Below are 18,643 nucleotides of genomic sequence, written 5' to 3'. Positions count from 1 at the left end.
TCCCCTAGACTGGGCTGCCCGATGTGCACGTGCGGCTTCCTGCCCGTGCGCTGCCGCTCAACCCGTCCCAGCGGACGCCGAGGAGTCATGTCCGGAGCCACAGACAAGCCGGTCGACGTGCTCGCACCGGAAACCCTGCGTGCGGCGATCAAGGCGGCCGAAGAGGCCTTCGCGGGCGCCGCCGACCTGGAGGAGCTCGCCGCCGTCAAGCCGGCGCACCTCGGGGACCAGGCGCCGCTGCTGCTCGCGCGCCGGGCCATCGGCGCGCTGTCCAAGCAGGAGAAGGCCGACGCCGGCAAGCGGGTCAACGAGGCCCGCCAGGCCGCCCAGGCCGCGTTCGACGAGCGCCGCGCCGTGCTGCAGGCCGAGCGGGACGAGCACGTGCTGCGCGCAGAGGCCGTCGACGTCACGCTGCCGTGGGACCAGATCCCGCGCGGTGCCCGGCACCCGATCAGCACCGTGTCCGAGCGCGTGGCCGACGCGTTCATCGCGATGGGCTACGAGGTCGCGGAAGGCCCGGAGCTCGAGGCCGAGTGGTTCAACTTTGACGCGCTGAACTTCGGCAAGGACCACCCTGCGCGCCAGCTGCAGGACACGTTCTACGTGGGCGAAGAGGACTCCGGGCTGGTGCTGCGTACGCACACCTCGCCCGTGCAGGCCCGCAGCCTCCTGCACCGAGACCTGCCGGTCTACGTCGTGTGCCCGGGCCGCACCTACCGCACCGACGAGCTGGACTCCACGCACACGCCGGTGTTCACGCAGGTCGAAGGCCTGGCCGTGGACAAGGGCATCACCATGGCCCACCTCAAGGGCACGCTCGACGCGTTCGCGCGCGCGATGTTCGGCGAGAGCTCCAAGACGCGGCTGCGCCCGCACTTCTTCCCCTTCACCGAGCCGTCCGCCGAGGTGGACGTGTGGTTCGAGGAAAAGAAGGGCGGCCCCGGCTGGGTCGAGTGGGGCGGCTGCGGCATGGTCAACCCCAACGTGCTGCGTGCGTGCGGCGTCGACCCCGAGGTGTACTCGGGCTTCGCGTTCGGCATGGGCATCGAGCGGACCCTGCAGTTCCGCAACGGCATCCCGGACATGCGCGACATGGTCGAAGGCGACGTCCGGTTCACCCTTCCCTTCGGAACGGAGGCGTAGTGCGAGTCCCGGTGAGCTGGCTGACCGAGCACCTCGACGTGGGTGACGAGGTCACGCCCCAGGACCTGGCCGACGCCTTCGTGCGGATCGGGATCGAGGTCGACGAGCTGAGCGAACTCGGGCCGGTGACCGGCCCGCTCGTGGTCGGGCGCGTCGCCGAGATCGAGGAGCTGACGGGTTTCAAGAAGCCGGTGCGGTTCTGCCGCGTCGAGGTCGGCGAGGAGCCGGAGTCCGAAGAGGACACCGCCGCGTCCGATGAGGACGACGACGAGGACGACGACGAAGGCCCGATCGAGAACGAGGGCCCCCACGGCATCAAGACCCGCGGCATCGTCTGTGGCGCGAGCAACTTCGCCGAGGGTGACCTCGTCGTGGTGGCGCTGCCGGGCGTCGTGCTGCCGGGCGACTTCGAGATCGCTGCGCGCAAGACGTACGGCAAGGTCAGCGACGGCATGATCTGCTCCGCCAAGGAGCTGGGCCTCGGCGAGGACCACAGCGGCATCCTCGTGCTGCCGCCGGGCACCGCGAGCCCGGGCGACGACGCCAAGGAGCTGCTGGGCCTCGCCGACACCGTCATCGAGGTCACGCCGACCCCGGACCGCGGCTACGCGCTGTCGATCCGCGGCCTCGCGCGCGAGCTGTCCAATGCGCTCGACGTGCCCTTCGGCGACCCGGCGATGCTCGACATCCCCGAAGCCGAGGGCGACGCGTGGCCGGTGCGGGTCGAGGACCCCGAAGGCTGCCCGCGGTTCGTGCTGCGCCGCGTCAAGGGCCTCGACGCCACGGCCCCGTCGCCGTGGTGGATGCGCCGCCGGCTGATGCTGGCCGGAATCCGGTCGATCTCGCTGGCCGTCGACGTCACGAACTACGTGATGCTCGAGCTCGGTCACCCGCTCCACGCGTTCGCGACCACCGCCATCCAGGGCGACCTCGTGGTGCGGCGTGCGAAGGCGGGGGAGAAGCTGACCACTTTGGACGACGTCGTGCGCACGCTCGACGCCGACGACATCGTGATTGCCGACGACTCCGGCGTGATCTCGCTCGCGGGCACCATGGGTGGGGCCAGCACGGAGATCACCCCCGCGAGCACCGACGTGCTCCTCGAGGCGGCGCACTGGAACCCCGCGTCGATCAGCCGCACGGCGCGTCGCCACAAGCTGTTCTCCGAGGCGGCCAAGCGCTTCGAGCGCTTCACCGACCCGGGCCTGTGCGCGGCCGCGGTCGAGCTGGCGGCTCGGCTGCTGCGCCAGTACGGCGAGGGCGCCATCCAGCCCGGCCGCACCGACGAGGGCGGCGTCGCGCCGCTCGCGCCGGTCACCATGCCGATCAACTTGCCCGACCAGGTGGCGGGCGTGCGCTACGAGCGCGGCGTCACCGTCCGGCGGCTTACCCAGATCGGCTGCAAGGTCCAGGTGAGCACCAGCGACGCGGGCATCTCGTCGGTCACCGCGACCCCGCCGAGCTGGCGCGCCGACCTCGTGCAGCCCGCCGATCTCGTCGAGGAGGTGCTGCGGCTCGAGGGCTACGAGAGCATCCCATCGGTCCTGCCCGCGGCGCCTGCGGGCCGTGGTCTTACCGACGAGCAGAAGCGCCGCCGCGGCGTCGCCCGCGCCCTGGCCGAGGCGGGTTACGTCGAGGTCCTGCCCTTCCCGTTCGTCGGCGACTCGGTGTGGGACGCCTTCGGCCTGCCTGAAGACGACGTGCGCCGCAAGACCGTCCGCGTGCGCAACCCGCTCGAGGCCGACCACGACCGCATGTCGACGACGCTGCTGCCAGGCCTCCTCGACACGCTGCAGCGCAACGTGTCCCGCGGCATGAAGGACGTGTCGCTCTTCCACATCGGCCAGGTCGTGCTGCCGAAGCCGCACCAGCTGAAGGTGCCGGACCTCGGCGTCGAGCAGCGGCCGAGCGACGAGGAGCTCGCCGTGCTGGAGGCCGCCGTGCCCGCCCAGCCGGTGCACGTCGCCGTCGTGCTCACCGGCCTGCGCCGCCGCGCCGGCTGGTGGGGCAAGGGCGAGCCGGCCGGCTGGGCCGACGCCGTCGAGGCCGCCCGCCTGGTGGCCGAGGCCGCCGGCGTGGAGCTCACGGTGCAGGCGGCCGACCTCCCGCCGTGGCACCCGGGCCGCTGCGCCCAGCTGCGCGTGGGCGACTGGCCGGTGGGCCACGCCGGCGAGCTGCACCCCAAGGTCGTCGAGGCCCTGGGCCTGCCGCCGCGCACGGTCGCCATGGAGCTCGACCTCGACGCCATCCCGCTGCCCGACTCCCGCCCGGCGCCGAGCGTCTCGCCCTACCCGCCGGTGCTGCTCGATGTCGCCTTGGTCGCCGGCTCCGACGTCCCGTCCGCCGACCTCGCCGAGGTCCTCCGCTCGGGCGCCGGCGAGCTCCTCGAAGACATCACCCTCTTCGACGTCTACACCGGCACCCAGATCGGCGAAGGCAAGCGATCCCTGGCCTACAAGCTCCGCTTCCGCGCCCCGGACCGCACCCTGACGGTCGACGAAGCCACCAAGGCCCGCGACGCCGCCGTCTCCGCCGCCGGCGACCGCTTCGGAGCGACCCTGCGGGCCTGACCCCCGCGACACCCGGACCGGCCTCGGTCCAGTGGGCCGGAGACACCGCCTCGTCGCGGAGTTTCCGGCCCACTGGATTATCTCCGCTACCGGCTCTCCACCCGGTGCCTGCTCCGGGCGCCCGCCACTGGCCCCTTGCCCCGGCCGGCCTCGGGCGCCGGCTTCGGGTGCCTGCTGCGGCTGCTCGCCGGGGGTGTCCGCCCAGGTATCGGTTTCGGGTGCCGGCCCGGGCGTCCGCCACCGGTGTCTGCTCCGGCGCCGGCTTTGGGTGCCTGCTGTCGGCTGCTCGCCGCGGGTGCTCACCCAGGTATCTGATTCGGGTGCCTGCGCCGGGCGCCCGCCGCTGGATGCTTGCCTCGGCTGGCCACCGGTGTCTGCTTCGGTGCCGGCTGCGGCTGCTCGCCGGGGGCGCTCACCCACGTATCGGTTGCGGGTGCCGGTCCCGGGCGCCCGCCACTGGTGCCTGCTCCGGCGCCGGCTTTGGGTGCCTGCTCTGGGTGCCCGCTGCTGGATGCTTGCCCCGGCCGGTTTCGGGTGCCTGCTGTCGGCTGCTCGCCGCGGGTGCTCACCCAGGTATCGGCTTCGGTTGCCGCTTCCGGGCGTCCGCCGCGGTGGCGACTCGGCTCCGTGCCCCGAGTGCCGGCCGTGGGTGCTTGCTGCGGCTGCTCGCTGCGAGTGGCCGTTCCGGTGCCTGCGGCGGCTACTCGCCGGAGCGCCCGTCCCGCAGCCCTGCCGCGGGGGCCCACCCAGATACCGGGCTTCGGGCGCAGGCACCCAGTGGCCGGCTGCTCCGGGCGCCGGCCACTGGGTGCCTGCGCCGTGCCGGCCGCGGGTGCCGGCTGCGCCGCTGACCGCGAGTAGCCGCCCCAGGGCCCAGCCCGGGGTACCCACCCGGGTACCGGCTTCGGGCGCCCCTGCCCCGGGCGGCTGCTCCGGGCGTCCACCGCGGGTGGCGACCCGGTCGCGTGCCCCGGTGCCTGCCCCGGGTACCGGCCTCAGCAGCTCGGGGCGTGGCCGTACTCGCGCTTCCGTCACAGGATCGCCCGCCCCATCCAATCCTTGCGCTTCGCTCGGCGACCACGGCTGTTGCTGCACATCCCGCCTCAGGGCTCACCCGGCCGCGGGGCAGACAGCGCACTCGCCGTACCGTCATCGGCTGCCGATGCCGCACCTGGCGGCTCCTGCTCCGTGCTTGGTCTCTCCCTTCATCAGGTCGTGGCTCGCTGTCAGGTCAGGTTCTTCAAAGCCTCCCGTGTGGACAGTGGTGACAGCCCCGGGTGGTCGCGCACAAAGGAACGCACCCACTCCGGATCCGTTTTCGAGTGGTCGCGCAACGCCCAGCCGATGCCTTTCCTCAGAAAGAAATTCGGGTCGTCGATGGTGGCTTCGATCGCCGTCGTCAGAAGGACGCGGTCGACGTCCGTCTTCGCCGACACCTGGCAGATGACGGCGGTGCGGCGTCGCCAGCGGTCGGGGTCGGTGGCCCACCGCAGCAGCACCGGCGTGACCTCCGCGCGGTACTCCCGCAGGATCGGCCCGACGCGGCGGATCGCGACCTCGTCGACGAAGTCCCACCAGGCACCGTCCACGATGAGCTCCTCGTAGAGGCCGAGCAGGTCCGGGTCCTGCCACTGCCGGTACGCGCGGTGGCCCGACAGGTCGATCGCCGCGTAGCGCTCCTCGCGGAATTCCGCCTCGCGCCACAGGGCCAGCACGGTCGTTGAAAAACTCACCCGATCGGGCAGAACGTGAGCGGCGAGGACCTCTTTCATGAGCGCGGCGCGCCCAGGTTTCGCCACCCCGCGATACGGCATCGCCGACTTCATGTAGGCCTGCATGGCGGGCGCTTTCTCCGGGTCCGCCCGGGCGGCGAGTCCGGTTCGGACAGCCGAGATCAACGCCTTGTCCACACCCATCCGCGCTTACCTCCACTGCGCCGGCCACCAGCGGGCGACGGCTGGCGCAACTCATGTCGTGCGAGGAGATTGTTCCGGGTTGTCGGTAGTTTCGACCAATTCGGGTACCCCGCGAGCGAAGAGGGCCACCGTGAAGAAGATCCTTGCCGTCCTGGCCGCCGCGGGTGTCGCGGTCGGGACGATGGCCGCAGCGCCGGCCGCCACTGCTGTGCCGGAGGCGGCGAAGCCGGGCTACACCCCGCCGTCGATCAGTTGGGGGCCGTGCCAGACCACCAGCCTGAAGAATGCCGGCGCCGAGTGCGGGTTCCTCGTGGTCCCGATGGACTACGCGAAGCCCTCCGGCACCAAGGTGCAGGTCGCCGTGTCGCGGATCAAGCACAAGTCCGCGCAGTATCAGGGCGTGATGCTGGTCAACCCGGGCGGCCCCGGCGGTTCCGGACTCGGGCTCTCGGTACTCGGTCAGTACGTGCCGGACGGCGCCGGCGAGAGCTACGATTGGATCGGTTTCGACCCGCGCGGCGTCGGGTCCAGCAAACCGGCCGTGAGGTGCGACGGCGGCTATTTCTCCTACGACCGCCCGCCGTACGTGCCTTCGACGCCGCAGCTCGAGCGCACCTGGCTCGCCAAGGCCAAGGGCTACGCGAAGGCGTGTGCGAAGAACGGCGCCATTCTCGACTACATCAAGACCACCGACGTCGCGCAGGACATGGAGAGCCTCCGCGTGGCGCTGGGGGAGAAGCAGATCAACTACTACGGCTTCTCCTACGGCACCTACCTCGGCCAGGTCTACAGCACGCGGTACCCGAAGAACGTGCGCCGAATGGTGCTCGACGGCAACGTCGACCCCGCCAACGTCTGGTACCAGGCGAACCTGGATCAAGACGTGGCCTTCGACCGCAACATCAAGATCTACTTCGCCTGGCTCGCCAAGTACGACGGCGTCTACCACCTCGGCAGCTCCGAGGCCGCCGTGGAGAAGCTCTGGTACGACCAGCAGAAGAAGCTCGACCGCTCCGCCGCCGGTGGTGTGATCGGCGGTGACGAGTGGACCGACGTCTTCCTGCAGGCCGGCTACTACGTGTTCGGCTGGGAGGACCTGGCGAAGGCGTTCGACGGCTGGGTGCACCGCGGCGACTGGCAGACGCTCAAGAACCTCTACGACGCTGCCAACCCGCCCGGTGACGACAACGGGTACGCCGTCTACAGCGCCGTCCAGTGCACCGACGTGCAGTGGCCGACCAGCTGGAACCGCTGGCGCCTCGACAACTGGACGACCTACTTCCGCGCTCCGTTCGAGACCTGGGGCAACGCGTGGTTCAACGCGCCCTGCCGCGACTGGCCCGCCAAGGCCGGCAAACCGGTCGAGGTCGACGGCGGAAAGGTCGGCGGGGTGCTGCTCATCAGCGAGGAGCTCGACGCGGCGACGCCGTATGCGGGCAGCCTCGCGGTGCGCAAGCTGTTCCCGAGGTCGAGCCTGATCAGCGCCCCCCGCGGCACCACGCACGCCGGCTCGCTGTCCGGTGTCGCCTGCGTGGACGACAAGGTCGCCGCCTACCTCGCGACCGGCGCGCTGCCGAAGCGCACCTCGGGCAACCACTCCGACGCGCAGTGCGACCCGGTGCCACCGCCGGTTCCGGCGGCCGCCGACGCGCAGCAGAAGAGCGAGGCACCGGCCGCAGCCCACTCCCAGGCCGAAACGGGCGCGCCGGCGCACTTCTGATCCCTTCCTCCCAGTGTCCCGGTCCGGTCCACCGGACCGGGACGCGCTCTGTCTGTGCACCGGTACTGATCCGTGCCCGTCCACCGATCCTCCTCGGTCGCTGTTCGTGATCGCTCGAGGACGCTACGACAGGGGTCCGACAATTTCGGAGCGCAGTCGCCCGGCCACGAGCCGTGAGCGGATTCTGTCGGGGGTGGGCGCTACCTTCGCCGCCATGACGATCATCGAAGAGCACCGGACCGAGGTCCGGACCGGAAACGTCCAGTACCAGATCGCCGTCGTCGCCCGTCCGGGCGAGGCGGCCGAGCAGAGCCGCGTCACGGTCACCATAGGCGGCGAAGGACCCGGCGGAGAGTCCGTCGTGCACGGCAGGCTCGACCTCGACACCGCCGTGGTCCCCGCGGTGGCCGACCTCTTGGCCGGCAGCCTCCACGCCTTCGCGGGCGGGCCGCGCCGAAGATCGGGGGAACGCCCCTGCAGCAAGGGAAACCGTGGAGCGCCGAGCTCGACGCGGAGCTGGAGTCCGCGTGGCTCGCGGGCGACACGGTCGCCGAACTGGCCCGCAGGTTCGAGCGCACGGCGGGTGGCATCCGCTCCCGCCTGCCACGCGTCGGCTGCGATCCCGAACGGCCGGGGCACCACCTGCCCGCGCCGCCGAGCCTGCGCGACTCTGTCGAAGGGGGAGGGGTGAGCAGCCGTGCCCGCGGTCCTCGTGGCCGCGGGCGCGGTTCCGGCGACAGCACTCGATCGGGTGAAGCCCGATCAGTCCGGTCGGCGCGACCCCGGGAGCTGCGACAACGGCCCGGACGACCACGATGGCTGACCTCGCTCCGGCTCGGCATGGCAGGGAACACACCTGGCCCAGCGGAATGCTGTTTGTTTGAGATTGCATGATCGTGCATAATCATGCGTATGACGGTGAAGATCGCGGTGGCCGGCGCGAGCGGCTACGCGGGCGGCGAACTGTTGCGCCTGTTGCTGACCCATCCGGAAGTCGAGATCGGTGCGCTGACGGCGGCGAGCAGCGCGGGGACGCCGCTGGGCGCGCACCAGCCGCACCTCGCGCCCCTGGCCGGGCGCGTCCTGGCCGAGACGTCGGCGGAGACGCTCGCCGGCCACGACGTCGTGTTCCTCGCGCTGCCCCACGGCCACTCGGCCGAGGTCGCGGCGCAGCTTGGACCCGACGTGCTCGTGGTCGACCTCGCTGCCGACCACCGGCTGGCGAATTCGGCCGACTGGCAGCGCTGGTACGGCGGCGAGCACGCCGGGCAGTGGCCCTACGGCCTGCCCGAGCTGCCCGGCGCGCGCGAGAAGCTCGTGGGCACCAAGCGCGTCGCGGTCCCCGGCTGCTTCCCGACCGGCGGCTCGCTCGCCCTCGCCCCGGCTCTGGCCGCGGGCCTGGTCGAGCCGGACGTCACGGTCGTGGCGGTCACCGGCACGTCCGGCGCGGGCAAGAGCCTCAAGCCGAACCTGCTCGGGTCCGAGGTGATGGGCTCCGCCAGCGCGTACGGCGTGGCGGGCAAGCACCGGCACACCCCCGAGTTCACGCAGAACCTCTCCGGTGTGGCGGGCAAGCCGGTGACGGTGTCCTTCACGCCCGTGCTCGCCCCGATGCCGCGCGGCATCCTCACCACGGCGACCGCGCCGCTGATCGGCGACGTCGACGAGAACGCAGTGCGCGAGGTGTACGAGAAGGCCTACGACGCCGAACCGTTCGTGCAGCTGCTGCCGGCCGGGATGTGGCCCGCGACCGCGTCGACGCTCGGGTCGAACAACGTCCAGCTCCAGGTGGGCGTGGACGCCGACGCGGGCAGGCTCGTCGTGATCTGCTCGCTCGACAACCTCACCAAGGGCACCGCGGGCGGTGCCGTCCAGTCGATGAACCTGGCACTCGGATTCCCCGAAGCCACCGGACTTTCCACTGTGGGAGTGGCACCGTGACCGTCACCGGCCCGAAGGGTTTCCGCGCCGCCGGCGTCGCCGCCGGCATCAAGGCCTCCGGCGCGCTCGACCTCACGCTCGTCGTGAACGACGGGCCGCTCGACGTCGCCGCGGGCGTGTTCACGCGCAACGTGATCAAGGCCGCGCCCGTGCTGTGGTCACAGGAAGTTCTGAAGCAGCAGAAGCTCAAGGCGGTCGTGCTCAACTCCGGCGGCGCCAACGCGGCGACCGGCCCGGGCGGGTTCCAGGACACGCACGCCACCGCGGAGAAGGTCGCCGAGGTTCTCGACATCGGCGCGATCGAGGTCGCGGTGTGCTCCACCGGCCTCATCGGTGAGCGGCTCCCGATGGCGGCGGTGCTGTCCGGTGTGGACAGTGCGGTCAAGGCACTCGACACGAGCGCCGAGGCGAGCCTGAACGCCGCATCCGGCGTGATGACCACCGACACCAAGCCGAAGCAGGCGTTCGCCGAGCACGCCGCGGGCTGGAGTGTTGGCGGCTTCGCCAAGGGCGCCGGCATGCTCGCACCGAACCTCGCGACGATGCTGTCGGTCCTCACCACGGATGCGGTGGCGGAAAAGGAAGTTCTCGACCGCGCGCTGCGCGCTGCCACCCGCGTCACCTACGACCGGCTCGACGTCGACGGCGGCACGTCCACCAACGACACGGTGCTGGTGCTCGCGTCCGGCGCGAGCGGGGTCGAGCCGACCGAGGCCGAGCTCACCGAACAGCTCACCGCCGTCGCCCACGACCTGGTGCTGCAGCTGCGCGCCGACTCCGAAGGAGCGACCAAGGACGTCGACGTCACGGTGCGCGGTGCCGCGTCCGAGGACGACGCCGTGGTGGTCGCCCGCACGATCGCCGAGGACAACCTCGTGAAGACCGCGCTGTTCGGTTCCGACCCCAACTGGGGTCGCATCGCCATGGCGCTCGGCCGCGCCCCCGCGCGCATCGACCCCGAGACGGTGTCGATCACGATCAACGGTGTCACACTGTTCGCCTCGGGCACCACCGCGGCCGACCGCTCAGCGGCCGACCTGTCGGAGCGTGCCATCGAGGTCGTCGTCGACCTGGGCGTCGGCTCGGCCGAGGCCACCGTCTACACCACCGATCTGTCCCACGGCTACGTCGAAGAGAACAGCGCCTACTCCTCATGACCGGCACGGAGGACCTGATTTCCGCGGACGAAAGGCTCGAGACGGCGGCCGGGAAGGCCGGGGTGCTCATCGAGGCGCTGCCGTGGCTGCAGCGGTTCCACGGCGCCACCGTGGTGGTGAAGTACGGCGGCAACGCCATGATCGACGACACCCTCAAGGCCGCCTTCGCACAGGACATGGTGTTCCTGCGCCTCGCCGGCCTGCACCCCGTGGTGGTGCACGGCGGGGGACCGCAGATCACCGCGATGCTCACCCGGCTCGGCGTCGAGGGCGAGTTCAAGGGCGGCTTGCGCGTGACCACGCCCGAGACGATGGACATCGTCCGCATGGTGCTGGTCGGGCAGGTCAGCCGCGAGCTGGTCGGCCTGATCAACGCCCACGGCCCGTACGCCGTCGGCATCTCCGGCGAAGACGCGCGCCTGTTCACCGCCGAGCGCAAACAGGCCACTGTGGACGGTGAGCAGGTCGACATCGGCCTCGTCGGCGAGGTCGCTGCGGTGAACCCCGACGCGGTGCTCGACATCGTCAACGCCGGACGCATCCCCGTGGTGTCCACGGTCGCGCCCGACACCGACGGGGTGGTGCACAACGTCAACGCCGACACCGCCGCGGGCGCCCTGGCCGCGGCGCTGGGTGCGGAGAAGCTCGTGGTGCTCACCGACGTCGAAGGCCTCTACGCCCATTGGCCCGACCGCTCGTCGCTGATCGACCGCATCCAGGTCGACCGGCTGGAGAAGATGCTGCCCGAGCTGGCCAGCGGCATGATCCCGAAGATGGAGGCCTGCGTGCGAGCGGTCCGCGGCGGCGTGGGCAGCGCCCACGTGATCGACGGCCGCCTCGCCCACTCCGTGCTGCTCGAGGTGTTCACCTCCCGCGGCATCGGAACGATGGTTCTCCCCGAGCCCGACCCAGCCCCCGCGCCCACTCAACCCGCCCCGCGAACGGAGCTCTCGTGACCACCCCGACCTCGAACGAGGCGAGCCGGCAGCACTGGCAGTCGGCCCTGATGGACAACTACGGCACCCCCGGGCTGACGCTTGTCCGCGGTGAGGGCGCGAAGGTGTGGGACGCCGACGGCACCGAGTACCTCGACCTCGTCGGCGGCATCGCCGTCAACGCCCTCGGCCACGCCCACCCCGAGGTGGTGCGTGCCGTCTCCGAGCAGATCGCGAGGCTCGGCCACACGTCGAACCTGTACGGGAACCCGGTCGCCATCGAGCTCGCCGAGGCACTGCTCGACGTCGCGGGCCTCACCGACCGGGGCAAGGTCCTGTTCGTGAACTCCGGCGCCGAGGCCAACGAGGCCGCGCTGAAGATCAGCCGCCTGACCGGCCGCACCAAGGTCGTCGCGGCAGAGGGCGCGTTTCACGGTCGCACGATGGGATCGCTGTCGCTCACCGGCCAGCCGGGCAAGCGGGAACCGTTCGCGCCGTTGGTCCCCGGGGTCACGCACGTGCCGTTCGGCGACGTCGAAGCGTTGCGCGCGGCCGTCGACACCGACACCGCCGCCGTGTTCCTCGAGCCCGTGCTCGGCGAAGCGGGCGTGATCCCCGCGCCCGACGGCTACCTGCAGGCGGCTCGTGAGATCACCAAGACCACCGGCACGCTGCTCGTGCTCGACGAGGTGCAGACCGGCATCGGCCGGCTCGGCACCTGGTTCGCCTTCCAGCAGACGGGCATCGTCCCCGACGTCATCACGCTCGCGAAGGGCCTCGGCGGTGGGCTGCCGATCGGCGCCGTGATCGGCATCGGCGCGGCGGGCGAGCTGCTGAAGCCGGGTCAGCACGGCACCACGTTCGGTGGCAACCCGGTGTGCTGCGCAGCCGGGCTGGCCGTGCTGCGCACCATCGCGCGCGACAACCTGCTCGACCACGTCTCCTCGCTGGGCAAGGACATCGCGAGCGGCGTCGACGCGCTCGGGCACCCCCTCGTCTCCGGCGTGCGCGGAACCGGGCTCCTGCTCGGCATCACGCTGCGCGAGCCGGTGTCCGCCACGGTCGCCAAGGCCGTGCAGGACGCCGGTTACCTCGTCAACCCCGTCGCGCCGGATGCCATCCGGCTCGCCCCGCCGCTCGTGCTCGAGGCGAAGCAGGCCCAGGCCTTCCTGACCGCTCTCCCGGACGCGCTCGACTTCACCACGAAGGACCCGAACTGATGCCTCGCCACTTCCTCCGCGACGACGACGTCAGCCCCGCCGAGCAGGCCGCGCTCCTGGACCTCGCCGACGCGCTCAAGGCCGACCCGCTCGGCAACAAGTCCCTGGCCGGCAGGACGGTCACGGCGATCTTCGAAAAGAACTCCACCCGTACGCGCTTCTCGTTCGAGGTCGGCATCAGCCAGCTCGGCGGTCACCCGGTGATCGTGGACGGCCGGTCGATGCAGCTGGGCCGCGAGGAGACCATCGAGGACACCTCGCGCGTCCTGTCGCGTTACGTCGACGGCATCGTGTGGCGCACCTTCGCGCAGAAACGCATCGACTCCATGGCGTCGGTCGCGTCGGTGCCGGTCGTCAACGCGCTCACCGACGAGTTCCACCCGTGCCAGGTCCTCACCGACCTCATGACCATCCGCGAGCGCAAGGGCAAGCTCGCCGGGCTGACGCTGGTGTACCTCGGCGACGGCGCCAACAACATGGCCCACTCGCTGCTGCTCGGCGGCGTGACCGCGGGCATGCACGTGCGAGTCGTCTCGCCCGAGGGCTTCCAGCCCGACCAGCAGGTGATGCTCGACGCGAAGCACCGCGGCACCGAGACCGGCGGCAGCGCGGCCGTGTTCACCGACCCGCACGACGCCGTCGCCGGCGCCGACGTGCTGGTCACCGACACCTGGACGTCCATGGGCCAGGAGAACGACGGCCTCGACCGCGTCGGCCCGTTCCGGGCGCTGCAGGTCAACACCGATCTGCTCAAACGCGCGGCCGACGAGGCCATCGTGCTGCACTGCCTGCCCGCGCACCGAGGCTGGGAGATCACCGACGAGGTGCTCGACGGTCCGGCCAGCGCGGTGTGGGACGAGGCCGAGAACCGTCTGCACGCCCAGAAGGCGCTGCTGGTCTGGTTGTTCGAGCAGAGCGGGCGATGACCGGCAGCCGGGTCGGGCGCCAGGCCCGCATCACGGAGCTGGTGTCCACGATGGCCATCCGCAGCCAGACCGAGCTCGCCAAGCTGCTCGCGGCGGAGGGGATCGAGGTCACGCAGGCGACATTGTCGCGCGACCTCGACGAGCTCGGCGCCGTGAAGCTACGCGGCGCCGACTCGGGCGCGCCGGTCTACGTCATCCCCGAGGACGGCAGCCCGGTGCGCGGGGTGCAGGGCGGTACCTCGCGGTTGTCCCGGCTGCTCGCGGAACTACTCGTCTCGGCCGACGCGTCCGGCAACCTCACCGTGCTGCGCACGCCGCCCGGCGCCGCGCAGTTCCTCGCGAGCGCCATCGACCGCGCCGCGCTCGAAGAGGTCGTCGGCTCCATCGCCGGCGACGACACGGTCGCCGTCATCGCCCGCGAACCGTTGAGCGGCAGGGATCTCGCGGAACGGTTCACCGCGCTCGCCCGGCGTTCGGCGGAGGGCGAGGAGCTGTGACCACCGTCCTCGCGTACGCCGGTGGCCCCGCCGGCACGGCCGCGCTGGCCCGCCTCGCGCGGGAGACGGACGTGGTCACGGTCTCCGTCGACCTCGGCGCGGGCGACGTCGACCTCATGGCGCTGCGTGAGCGGGCCCTCGCAGCCGGCGCGACGGAGGCGATCGTGGTCGACGCGCGCACCGAGTTCGCGAACGAGCACTGCCTGCCCGCCCTGCAGGCCAACGCGTTGCTGTACGAGCGCTACCCGCTCGTCGGGTCCCTGGCTCGCCCGCTGGTCGAGAAGCACGTGACCTCGATCGCCCACGCGCGCAACGTCGATGTCGTGTGGCCACGAGAACAGGGCGGAAGGCTGTCGCCCGACCGCACGCTCTGGGGACGCGCCGTCGTGGTCACCGACTCCGATCCATGGCACGGACCCGGCGACGTCTTCGCCTACACCGAGGACGCCGCCGCCAACATCGACGCGCCGGACGAAGCCGTGATCACGTTCGACCGCGGCATTCCCGTGGCTGTCGACGGCGAGACGGTGAGCGTGGCCGAGGCCGTGCTGCGGCTCGGGCATCGCGCCGGCGCCCACGGCGTCGGCCGGTTCGACCTCGCCGCGGGCAACCGGGAGATCTACGAAGCCCCCGGCGCGTGGGTGCTGATCACCGCGCACCAGGAGCTGGAGAACCTGACGCTGGACCGGGACCTGGCCCGGTTCAAGCGCTCGGTCGACCGGCGCTGGACCGAGCTCGTCCACGACGGGTTGTGGTCGTCGCCGCTGCGCGAGCCGCTCGACGCGTTCGTGCGGCACAGCCAGGAGCACGTGTGCGGCGACGTCCGGCTGGTGTTCCACGGCGGCGCCGCCGTCGTCACCGGGCGCCGCGGCGAAGAGCCCGCCGGACGTGGCAGGCACCTGCGTCCCGTCGGCCGGCGGTACCGTCCCCTGACCGGGCAGGAGCACCCGGACCACCCGACCCACCGGGCGTCGTGAGACGCCCGAGGCAGAAAGGCAGAACGTGAGCGCGAAAGACCAGCCGGTGGCCCTGTGGGGCGGCCGGTTCGCCAGCGGACCGGCCGAGGCGATGGCGGCGCTGAGCGCCTCCACCCACTTCGACTGGCGCCTGGCGCCCTACGACATCGCCGGCTCGCGGGCCCACGCCCGCGTGCTGCGCAAGGCGGGGCTGCTCACCGACGCGGAGCTGGCGGGCATGCTCGAGGCGCTCGACACGCTCGCGCAGGACGTGGCCTCGGGCGCGTTCACGCCGACCGTGGCCGACGAAGACGTGCACACCGCCCTCGAACGAGGGCTGCTGGAGCGCGCGGGCACGGAGCTGGGCGGCAAGCTGCGCGCGGGCCGCTCGCGCAACGATCAGGTGGCCACGCTGTTCCGCATGTGGCTGCGCGACGCCGCGCGCCGCGTGGTCGCGGGCACCCTCGACGTGGTCGACGCCCTCGTTTCGCAGGCGCAGCGCCACCCCGGCGCGATCCTGCCCGGTCGCACCCACCTGCAGCACGCTCAGCCGGTCCTGCTCGCGCACCACCTGCTGGCCCACGGCCAGGCGCTGCTGCGCGACGTCTCCCGCCTGCGCGACTGGGACGCCCGCACCGCCGAGTCGCCGTACGGTTCGGGCGCGCTGGCCGGCTCGTCGCTCGGCCTCGACCCCGAGGCCGTGGCCACGGAGCTGGGCTTCGACACGAGCGTGGAGAACTCCATCGACGGCACCGCCTCGCGCGACTTCGTGGCGGAGTTCGCGTTCGCTGTCGCGATGCTCTCGGTGAACCTGTCGCGGATCGCCGAAGAGGTGATCATCTGGAATACCGCGGAGTTCGGCTACGTGACGCTCGATGACGCGTGGGCCACCGGCAGCTCGATCATGCCGCAGAAGAAGAACCCGGACGTCGCGGAGCTCACGCGCGGCAAGGCGGGCCGGCTCATCGGCAACCTCACGGGCCTGCTGGCGACGTTGAAGGCGCAGCCGCTCGCGTACAACCGCGACCTTCAAGAGGACAAGGAACCGGTGTTCGACTCGGTCGAGCAACTGGAGCTCCTGTTCCCGGCGATCGCGGGCATGCTCGCCACATTGACGTTCCACACCGACCGGCTCGCGGAGCTGGCCCCGGCGGGCTTCACGCTCGCCACGGACATCGCCGAGTGGCTGGTGCGCCAAGGTGTGCCGTTCCGCGTGGCCCACGAGGCGGCGGGGGAGAGCGTGCGCGTGGCCGAGGGCCGTGGTGTCGGGCTCGACGAGCTGACCGACGAAGAATTCCGCACCATCAACCCGGCCCTCACGCCGGCGGTGCGCGAGGTGCTCACCGTCGAGGGGTCGGTGCGTTCGCGCAACGCCCGCGGCGGCACTGCGCCCGAGCGCGTCGCCGAGCAGCTCGAGCGCCTCGTCGACCGGGTGACGACCGTGCGGCAGTGGCTGAAGTAGCGCGCCGGGTCGGCCGGAGAGCCTGGGCCTCCCGGCCGACCCGATCACCCGGCAGCCGCCGGTTAGGCTGTGGTGGAACGAGGGGAGCACGCGTGGACCGGTTGTTCCGGCGCGAGGAATTGGCACTGGACCCGGTCGACCTGGGGCACCTGCTGCTCGGTGCGGTCCTCGAGGCCGACGCGCCTGACGGCACCGTCGGCGTGCGGCTCGTGGAGGTCGAGGCCTACCGCGGCTTCGACGATCCGGCGTCGCACAGCTTCCGCGGCAAGACTCCGCGCAACGCCCTGATGTGGGGGCCGGCGGGGTACCTGTACGTGTACTTCGTCTACGGCATGCACTTCTGTGCCAACGTCATCAGCGGGGAAGAAGACGAGCCCGGCGGGGTGCTCCTGCGCGCCGGCGAAGTGGTTCAGGGTGCGGACCTCGTGCGCGCCCGGCGCCCCCACACCCGCGGGAACGGCGAGATCGCCAAGGGACCCGCCATCCTCACGTCCGTGCTGCGCGTCGACCTCACGCAGAACGGCGTGGACCTCACCGACCCGTCGTCACCGGTCCGGCTGCGGGTGGGAGAGCGCGTGCCGCCCGAGCAGATCCGCAGCGGTCCGCGGGTCGGTGTCGCCACGGGGATCGAGACGCCGTGGCGGTTCTGGATCGACGGATCGCCCGCCGTGTCCGCCTACCGGCGTGGCGGCAAACGGCGGCAGGTGCGCCCCGCGGGTTAGTCGCTTGACCTGGTGCGGGAGGATCTACAGGTGTGAGTGAGCACATCCTTGACGAGCTGTCCTGGCGCGGCCTGATCGCGCAGTCCACCGACATCGACGCATTGCGGCGAGACCTCGACCAGGGACCCCTCACCCTCTATTGCGGCTTCGACCCGACCGCGCCCAGCCTGCACGCCGGCAACCTCGTCCCGCTGCTGATGCTCAAGCGCTTCCAGCGCGCCGGGCACCGGCCGATCGTGCTGGCCGGCGGTGCGACGGGCATGATCGGCGACCCGCGCGAGACGGGGGAGCGCACGCTCAACACCCTCGACGTGGTCGCCGAGTGGGCCGGGCGTATCCGCGGGCAGCTGGAGCGGTTCGTGGAGTTCGACGAGTCGCCGACGGGCGCGGTGGTCGAGAACAACCTGAACTGGACCGGCCAGCAGAACGTGCTGGAGTTCCTGCGCGACGTCGGCAAGCACTTCTCGGTGAACGTGATGCTCAACCGGGAGACGGTGAAGCGCCGGCTCGAGTCCGACGGCATGTCCTACACCGAGTTCAGCTACCTGTTGCTGCAGTCGCAGGACTACCTGCAGCTCTACCGGCAGTACGGCTGCACGCTGCAGGTCGGCGGCTCGGACCAGTGGGGCAACCTCGTCGGCGGGGTCGACCTCATCCGGCGGGTCGACAGCGGCAGCGCGCACGCGTTGACGGCGCCCCTGGTCACCGACGCGGAGGGTCGCAAATTCGGCAAGTCCACCGGCGGCGGGAACCTGTGGCTCGACCCCGAGATGACCTCGCCGTACGCCTGGTACCAGTACTTCGTGAACGTCGGCGACGCCGACGTGGTGCGCTACCTGCGCATGTTCACCTTCCTCACGCGGGAGGAGATCGACGCGCTGGCCGAGGACACCGAACAGCGGCCCCACCTGCGCGCGGCGCAGAAGCGGCTCGCGCAGGAGTTCACGGACCTCGTGCACGGCGAGGACCAGACGCGGCAGGTCATCGCGGCCAGCCAGGCGCTGTTCGGGCGCGGTGAGCTGGCCGAGCTCGACGCGAAGACGCTCGACGCGGCGATGGCCGAGGTTCCGACCGGCAAGGCGCCGGAAGAGTCGACGATCGTCGACCTGCTGCTCGCCGGGGGACTGGTGGACAGCAAGGGTGCCGCGCGCCGCACCGTGAAGGAGGGCGGGGCGTACGTGAACAACGTGAAGATCACCGACGAGGAGTGGAAGCCGGCTGCGTCCGATGCCCTCCACGGGCGCTGGCTCGTGGTGCGGAAGGGCAAGCGGAACATCGCCGGCGTGAGCCTCGACCGCTGATCCCGGCCGACGGCCCGAAACAGGGCTCTGACCTGCGGGAACGCGGTTAAGGTACCCCCCTGTTTCGGGCCCTTTCGGGGCGTGTAAAGTTCTCCAAGTCGCCAGGGAAACCGGGCGGCCACCGGGACACGAACCAAGCTCTCGCCTCAGGCGATTGAGTGGGTGGCCCAAACAACA

General features: G+C 71.5%; 14 protein-coding genes. 13 read left to right on the top strand and 1 reads right to left on the bottom strand.

From position 1 onward, the window contains the following. Positions 1 to 87: 87 nt before the first annotated feature. Entirely contained in the window at positions 88 to 1,143 is a 1,056-nt protein-coding gene (gene pheS, locus AB0F91_RS38805) for a phenylalanine--tRNA ligase subunit alpha (protein ID WP_360606054.1), read from the top strand. Beyond that, on the top strand, positions 1,143 to 3,713 hold the full coding sequence (gene pheT / locus AB0F91_RS38800; RefSeq protein WP_360606052.1) for a phenylalanine--tRNA ligase subunit beta: 2,571 nt from the start codon (positions 1,143 to 1,145) through the stop codon (positions 3,711 to 3,713). Before pheS ends, pheT begins: the two co-directional genes overlap by 1 nt. 1,226 nt (positions 3,714 to 4,939) lie before the next feature. Here the strand turns inward: pheT and AB0F91_RS38795 are convergent. Further along, complete coding sequence (locus tag AB0F91_RS38795) at positions 4,940 to 5,629, bottom strand: DNA alkylation repair protein (RefSeq protein WP_360606050.1); 690 nt, start codon at positions 5,627 to 5,629, stop codon at positions 4,940 to 4,942. A 130-nt stretch (positions 5,630 to 5,759) separates the two neighbouring features. Here AB0F91_RS38795 and AB0F91_RS38790 point away from each other — a divergent pair, with 130 nt between their 5' ends. The 11 genes from AB0F91_RS38790 (at position 5,760) to tyrS (ending at position 18,466) form a co-directional block, all read left to right on the top strand. Beyond that, entirely contained in the window at positions 5,760 to 7,349 is a 1,590-nt protein-coding gene (locus tag AB0F91_RS38790; RefSeq protein WP_360606048.1) for an alpha/beta hydrolase, read from the top strand. A 912-nt stretch (positions 7,350 to 8,261) separates the two neighbouring features. Then, positions 8,262 to 9,290 carry an N-acetyl-gamma-glutamyl-phosphate reductase gene (argC, locus tag AB0F91_RS38785; RefSeq protein ID WP_360606046.1) on the top strand — a complete coding sequence of 343 codons (1,029 nt, stop codon included), beginning with the start codon at positions 8,262 to 8,264 and terminating at the stop codon, positions 9,288 to 9,290. Beyond that, positions 9,287 to 10,447: a bifunctional glutamate N-acetyltransferase/amino-acid acetyltransferase ArgJ gene (gene argJ, locus AB0F91_RS38780; protein WP_360606044.1), complete on the top strand. Its 1,161-nt coding sequence runs from the start codon at positions 9,287 to 9,289 to the stop codon at positions 10,445 to 10,447. Before argC ends, argJ begins: the two co-directional genes overlap by 4 nt. Then, positions 10,444 to 11,403: an acetylglutamate kinase gene (argB, locus tag AB0F91_RS38775; protein WP_360606042.1), complete on the top strand. Its 960-nt coding sequence runs from the start codon at positions 10,444 to 10,446 to the stop codon at positions 11,401 to 11,403. The genes argJ and argB overlap by 4 nt, the downstream gene beginning before the upstream one ends. Continuing rightward, positions 11,400 to 12,602, top strand: a complete 1,203-nt coding sequence (locus AB0F91_RS38770; protein WP_360606040.1) for an acetylornithine transaminase — start codon at positions 11,400 to 11,402, stop codon at positions 12,600 to 12,602. Before argB ends, AB0F91_RS38770 begins: the two co-directional genes overlap by 4 nt. Next, positions 12,602 to 13,528: an ornithine carbamoyltransferase gene (gene argF / locus AB0F91_RS38765; RefSeq protein WP_360606038.1), complete on the top strand. Its 927-nt coding sequence runs from the start codon at positions 12,602 to 12,604 to the stop codon at positions 13,526 to 13,528. The genes AB0F91_RS38770 and argF overlap by 1 nt, the downstream gene beginning before the upstream one ends. Next, complete coding sequence (locus AB0F91_RS38760; protein WP_220241947.1) at positions 13,525 to 14,025, top strand: arginine repressor; 501 nt, start codon at positions 13,525 to 13,527, stop codon at positions 14,023 to 14,025. The genes argF and AB0F91_RS38760 overlap by 4 nt, the downstream gene beginning before the upstream one ends. Beyond that, positions 14,022 to 15,002, top strand: a complete 981-nt coding sequence (locus tag AB0F91_RS38755) for an argininosuccinate synthase domain-containing protein (RefSeq protein WP_360606036.1) — start codon at positions 14,022 to 14,024, stop codon at positions 15,000 to 15,002. Before AB0F91_RS38760 ends, AB0F91_RS38755 begins: the two co-directional genes overlap by 4 nt. Before the next feature lie 25 nt (positions 15,003 to 15,027). Beyond that, positions 15,028 to 16,443 (top strand): argininosuccinate lyase, encoded by a 1,416-nt coding sequence (gene argH, locus AB0F91_RS38750; RefSeq protein WP_360606034.1) that lies wholly within the window; start codon positions 15,028 to 15,030, stop codon positions 16,441 to 16,443. Positions 16,444 to 16,535: 92 nt separating this feature from the next. Next, positions 16,536 to 17,165, top strand: coding sequence for a DNA-3-methyladenine glycosylase (locus AB0F91_RS38745; protein WP_360606032.1), 630 nt, complete (start codon positions 16,536 to 16,538; stop codon positions 17,163 to 17,165). Between the two features lie 32 nt (positions 17,166 to 17,197). Further along, positions 17,198 to 18,466 (top strand): tyrosine--tRNA ligase, encoded by a 1,269-nt coding sequence (gene tyrS, locus AB0F91_RS38740; RefSeq protein WP_360606030.1) that lies wholly within the window; start codon positions 17,198 to 17,200, stop codon positions 18,464 to 18,466. Positions 18,467 to 18,643 lie beyond the last annotated feature (177 nt).

It is taken from the genome of Amycolatopsis sp. NPDC023774 (assembly GCF_040639695.1).
Classification (GTDB): domain Bacteria; phylum Actinomycetota; class Actinomycetes; order Mycobacteriales; family Pseudonocardiaceae; genus Amycolatopsis.
This window is presented reverse-complemented; position numbering and strand designations above follow the sequence as displayed.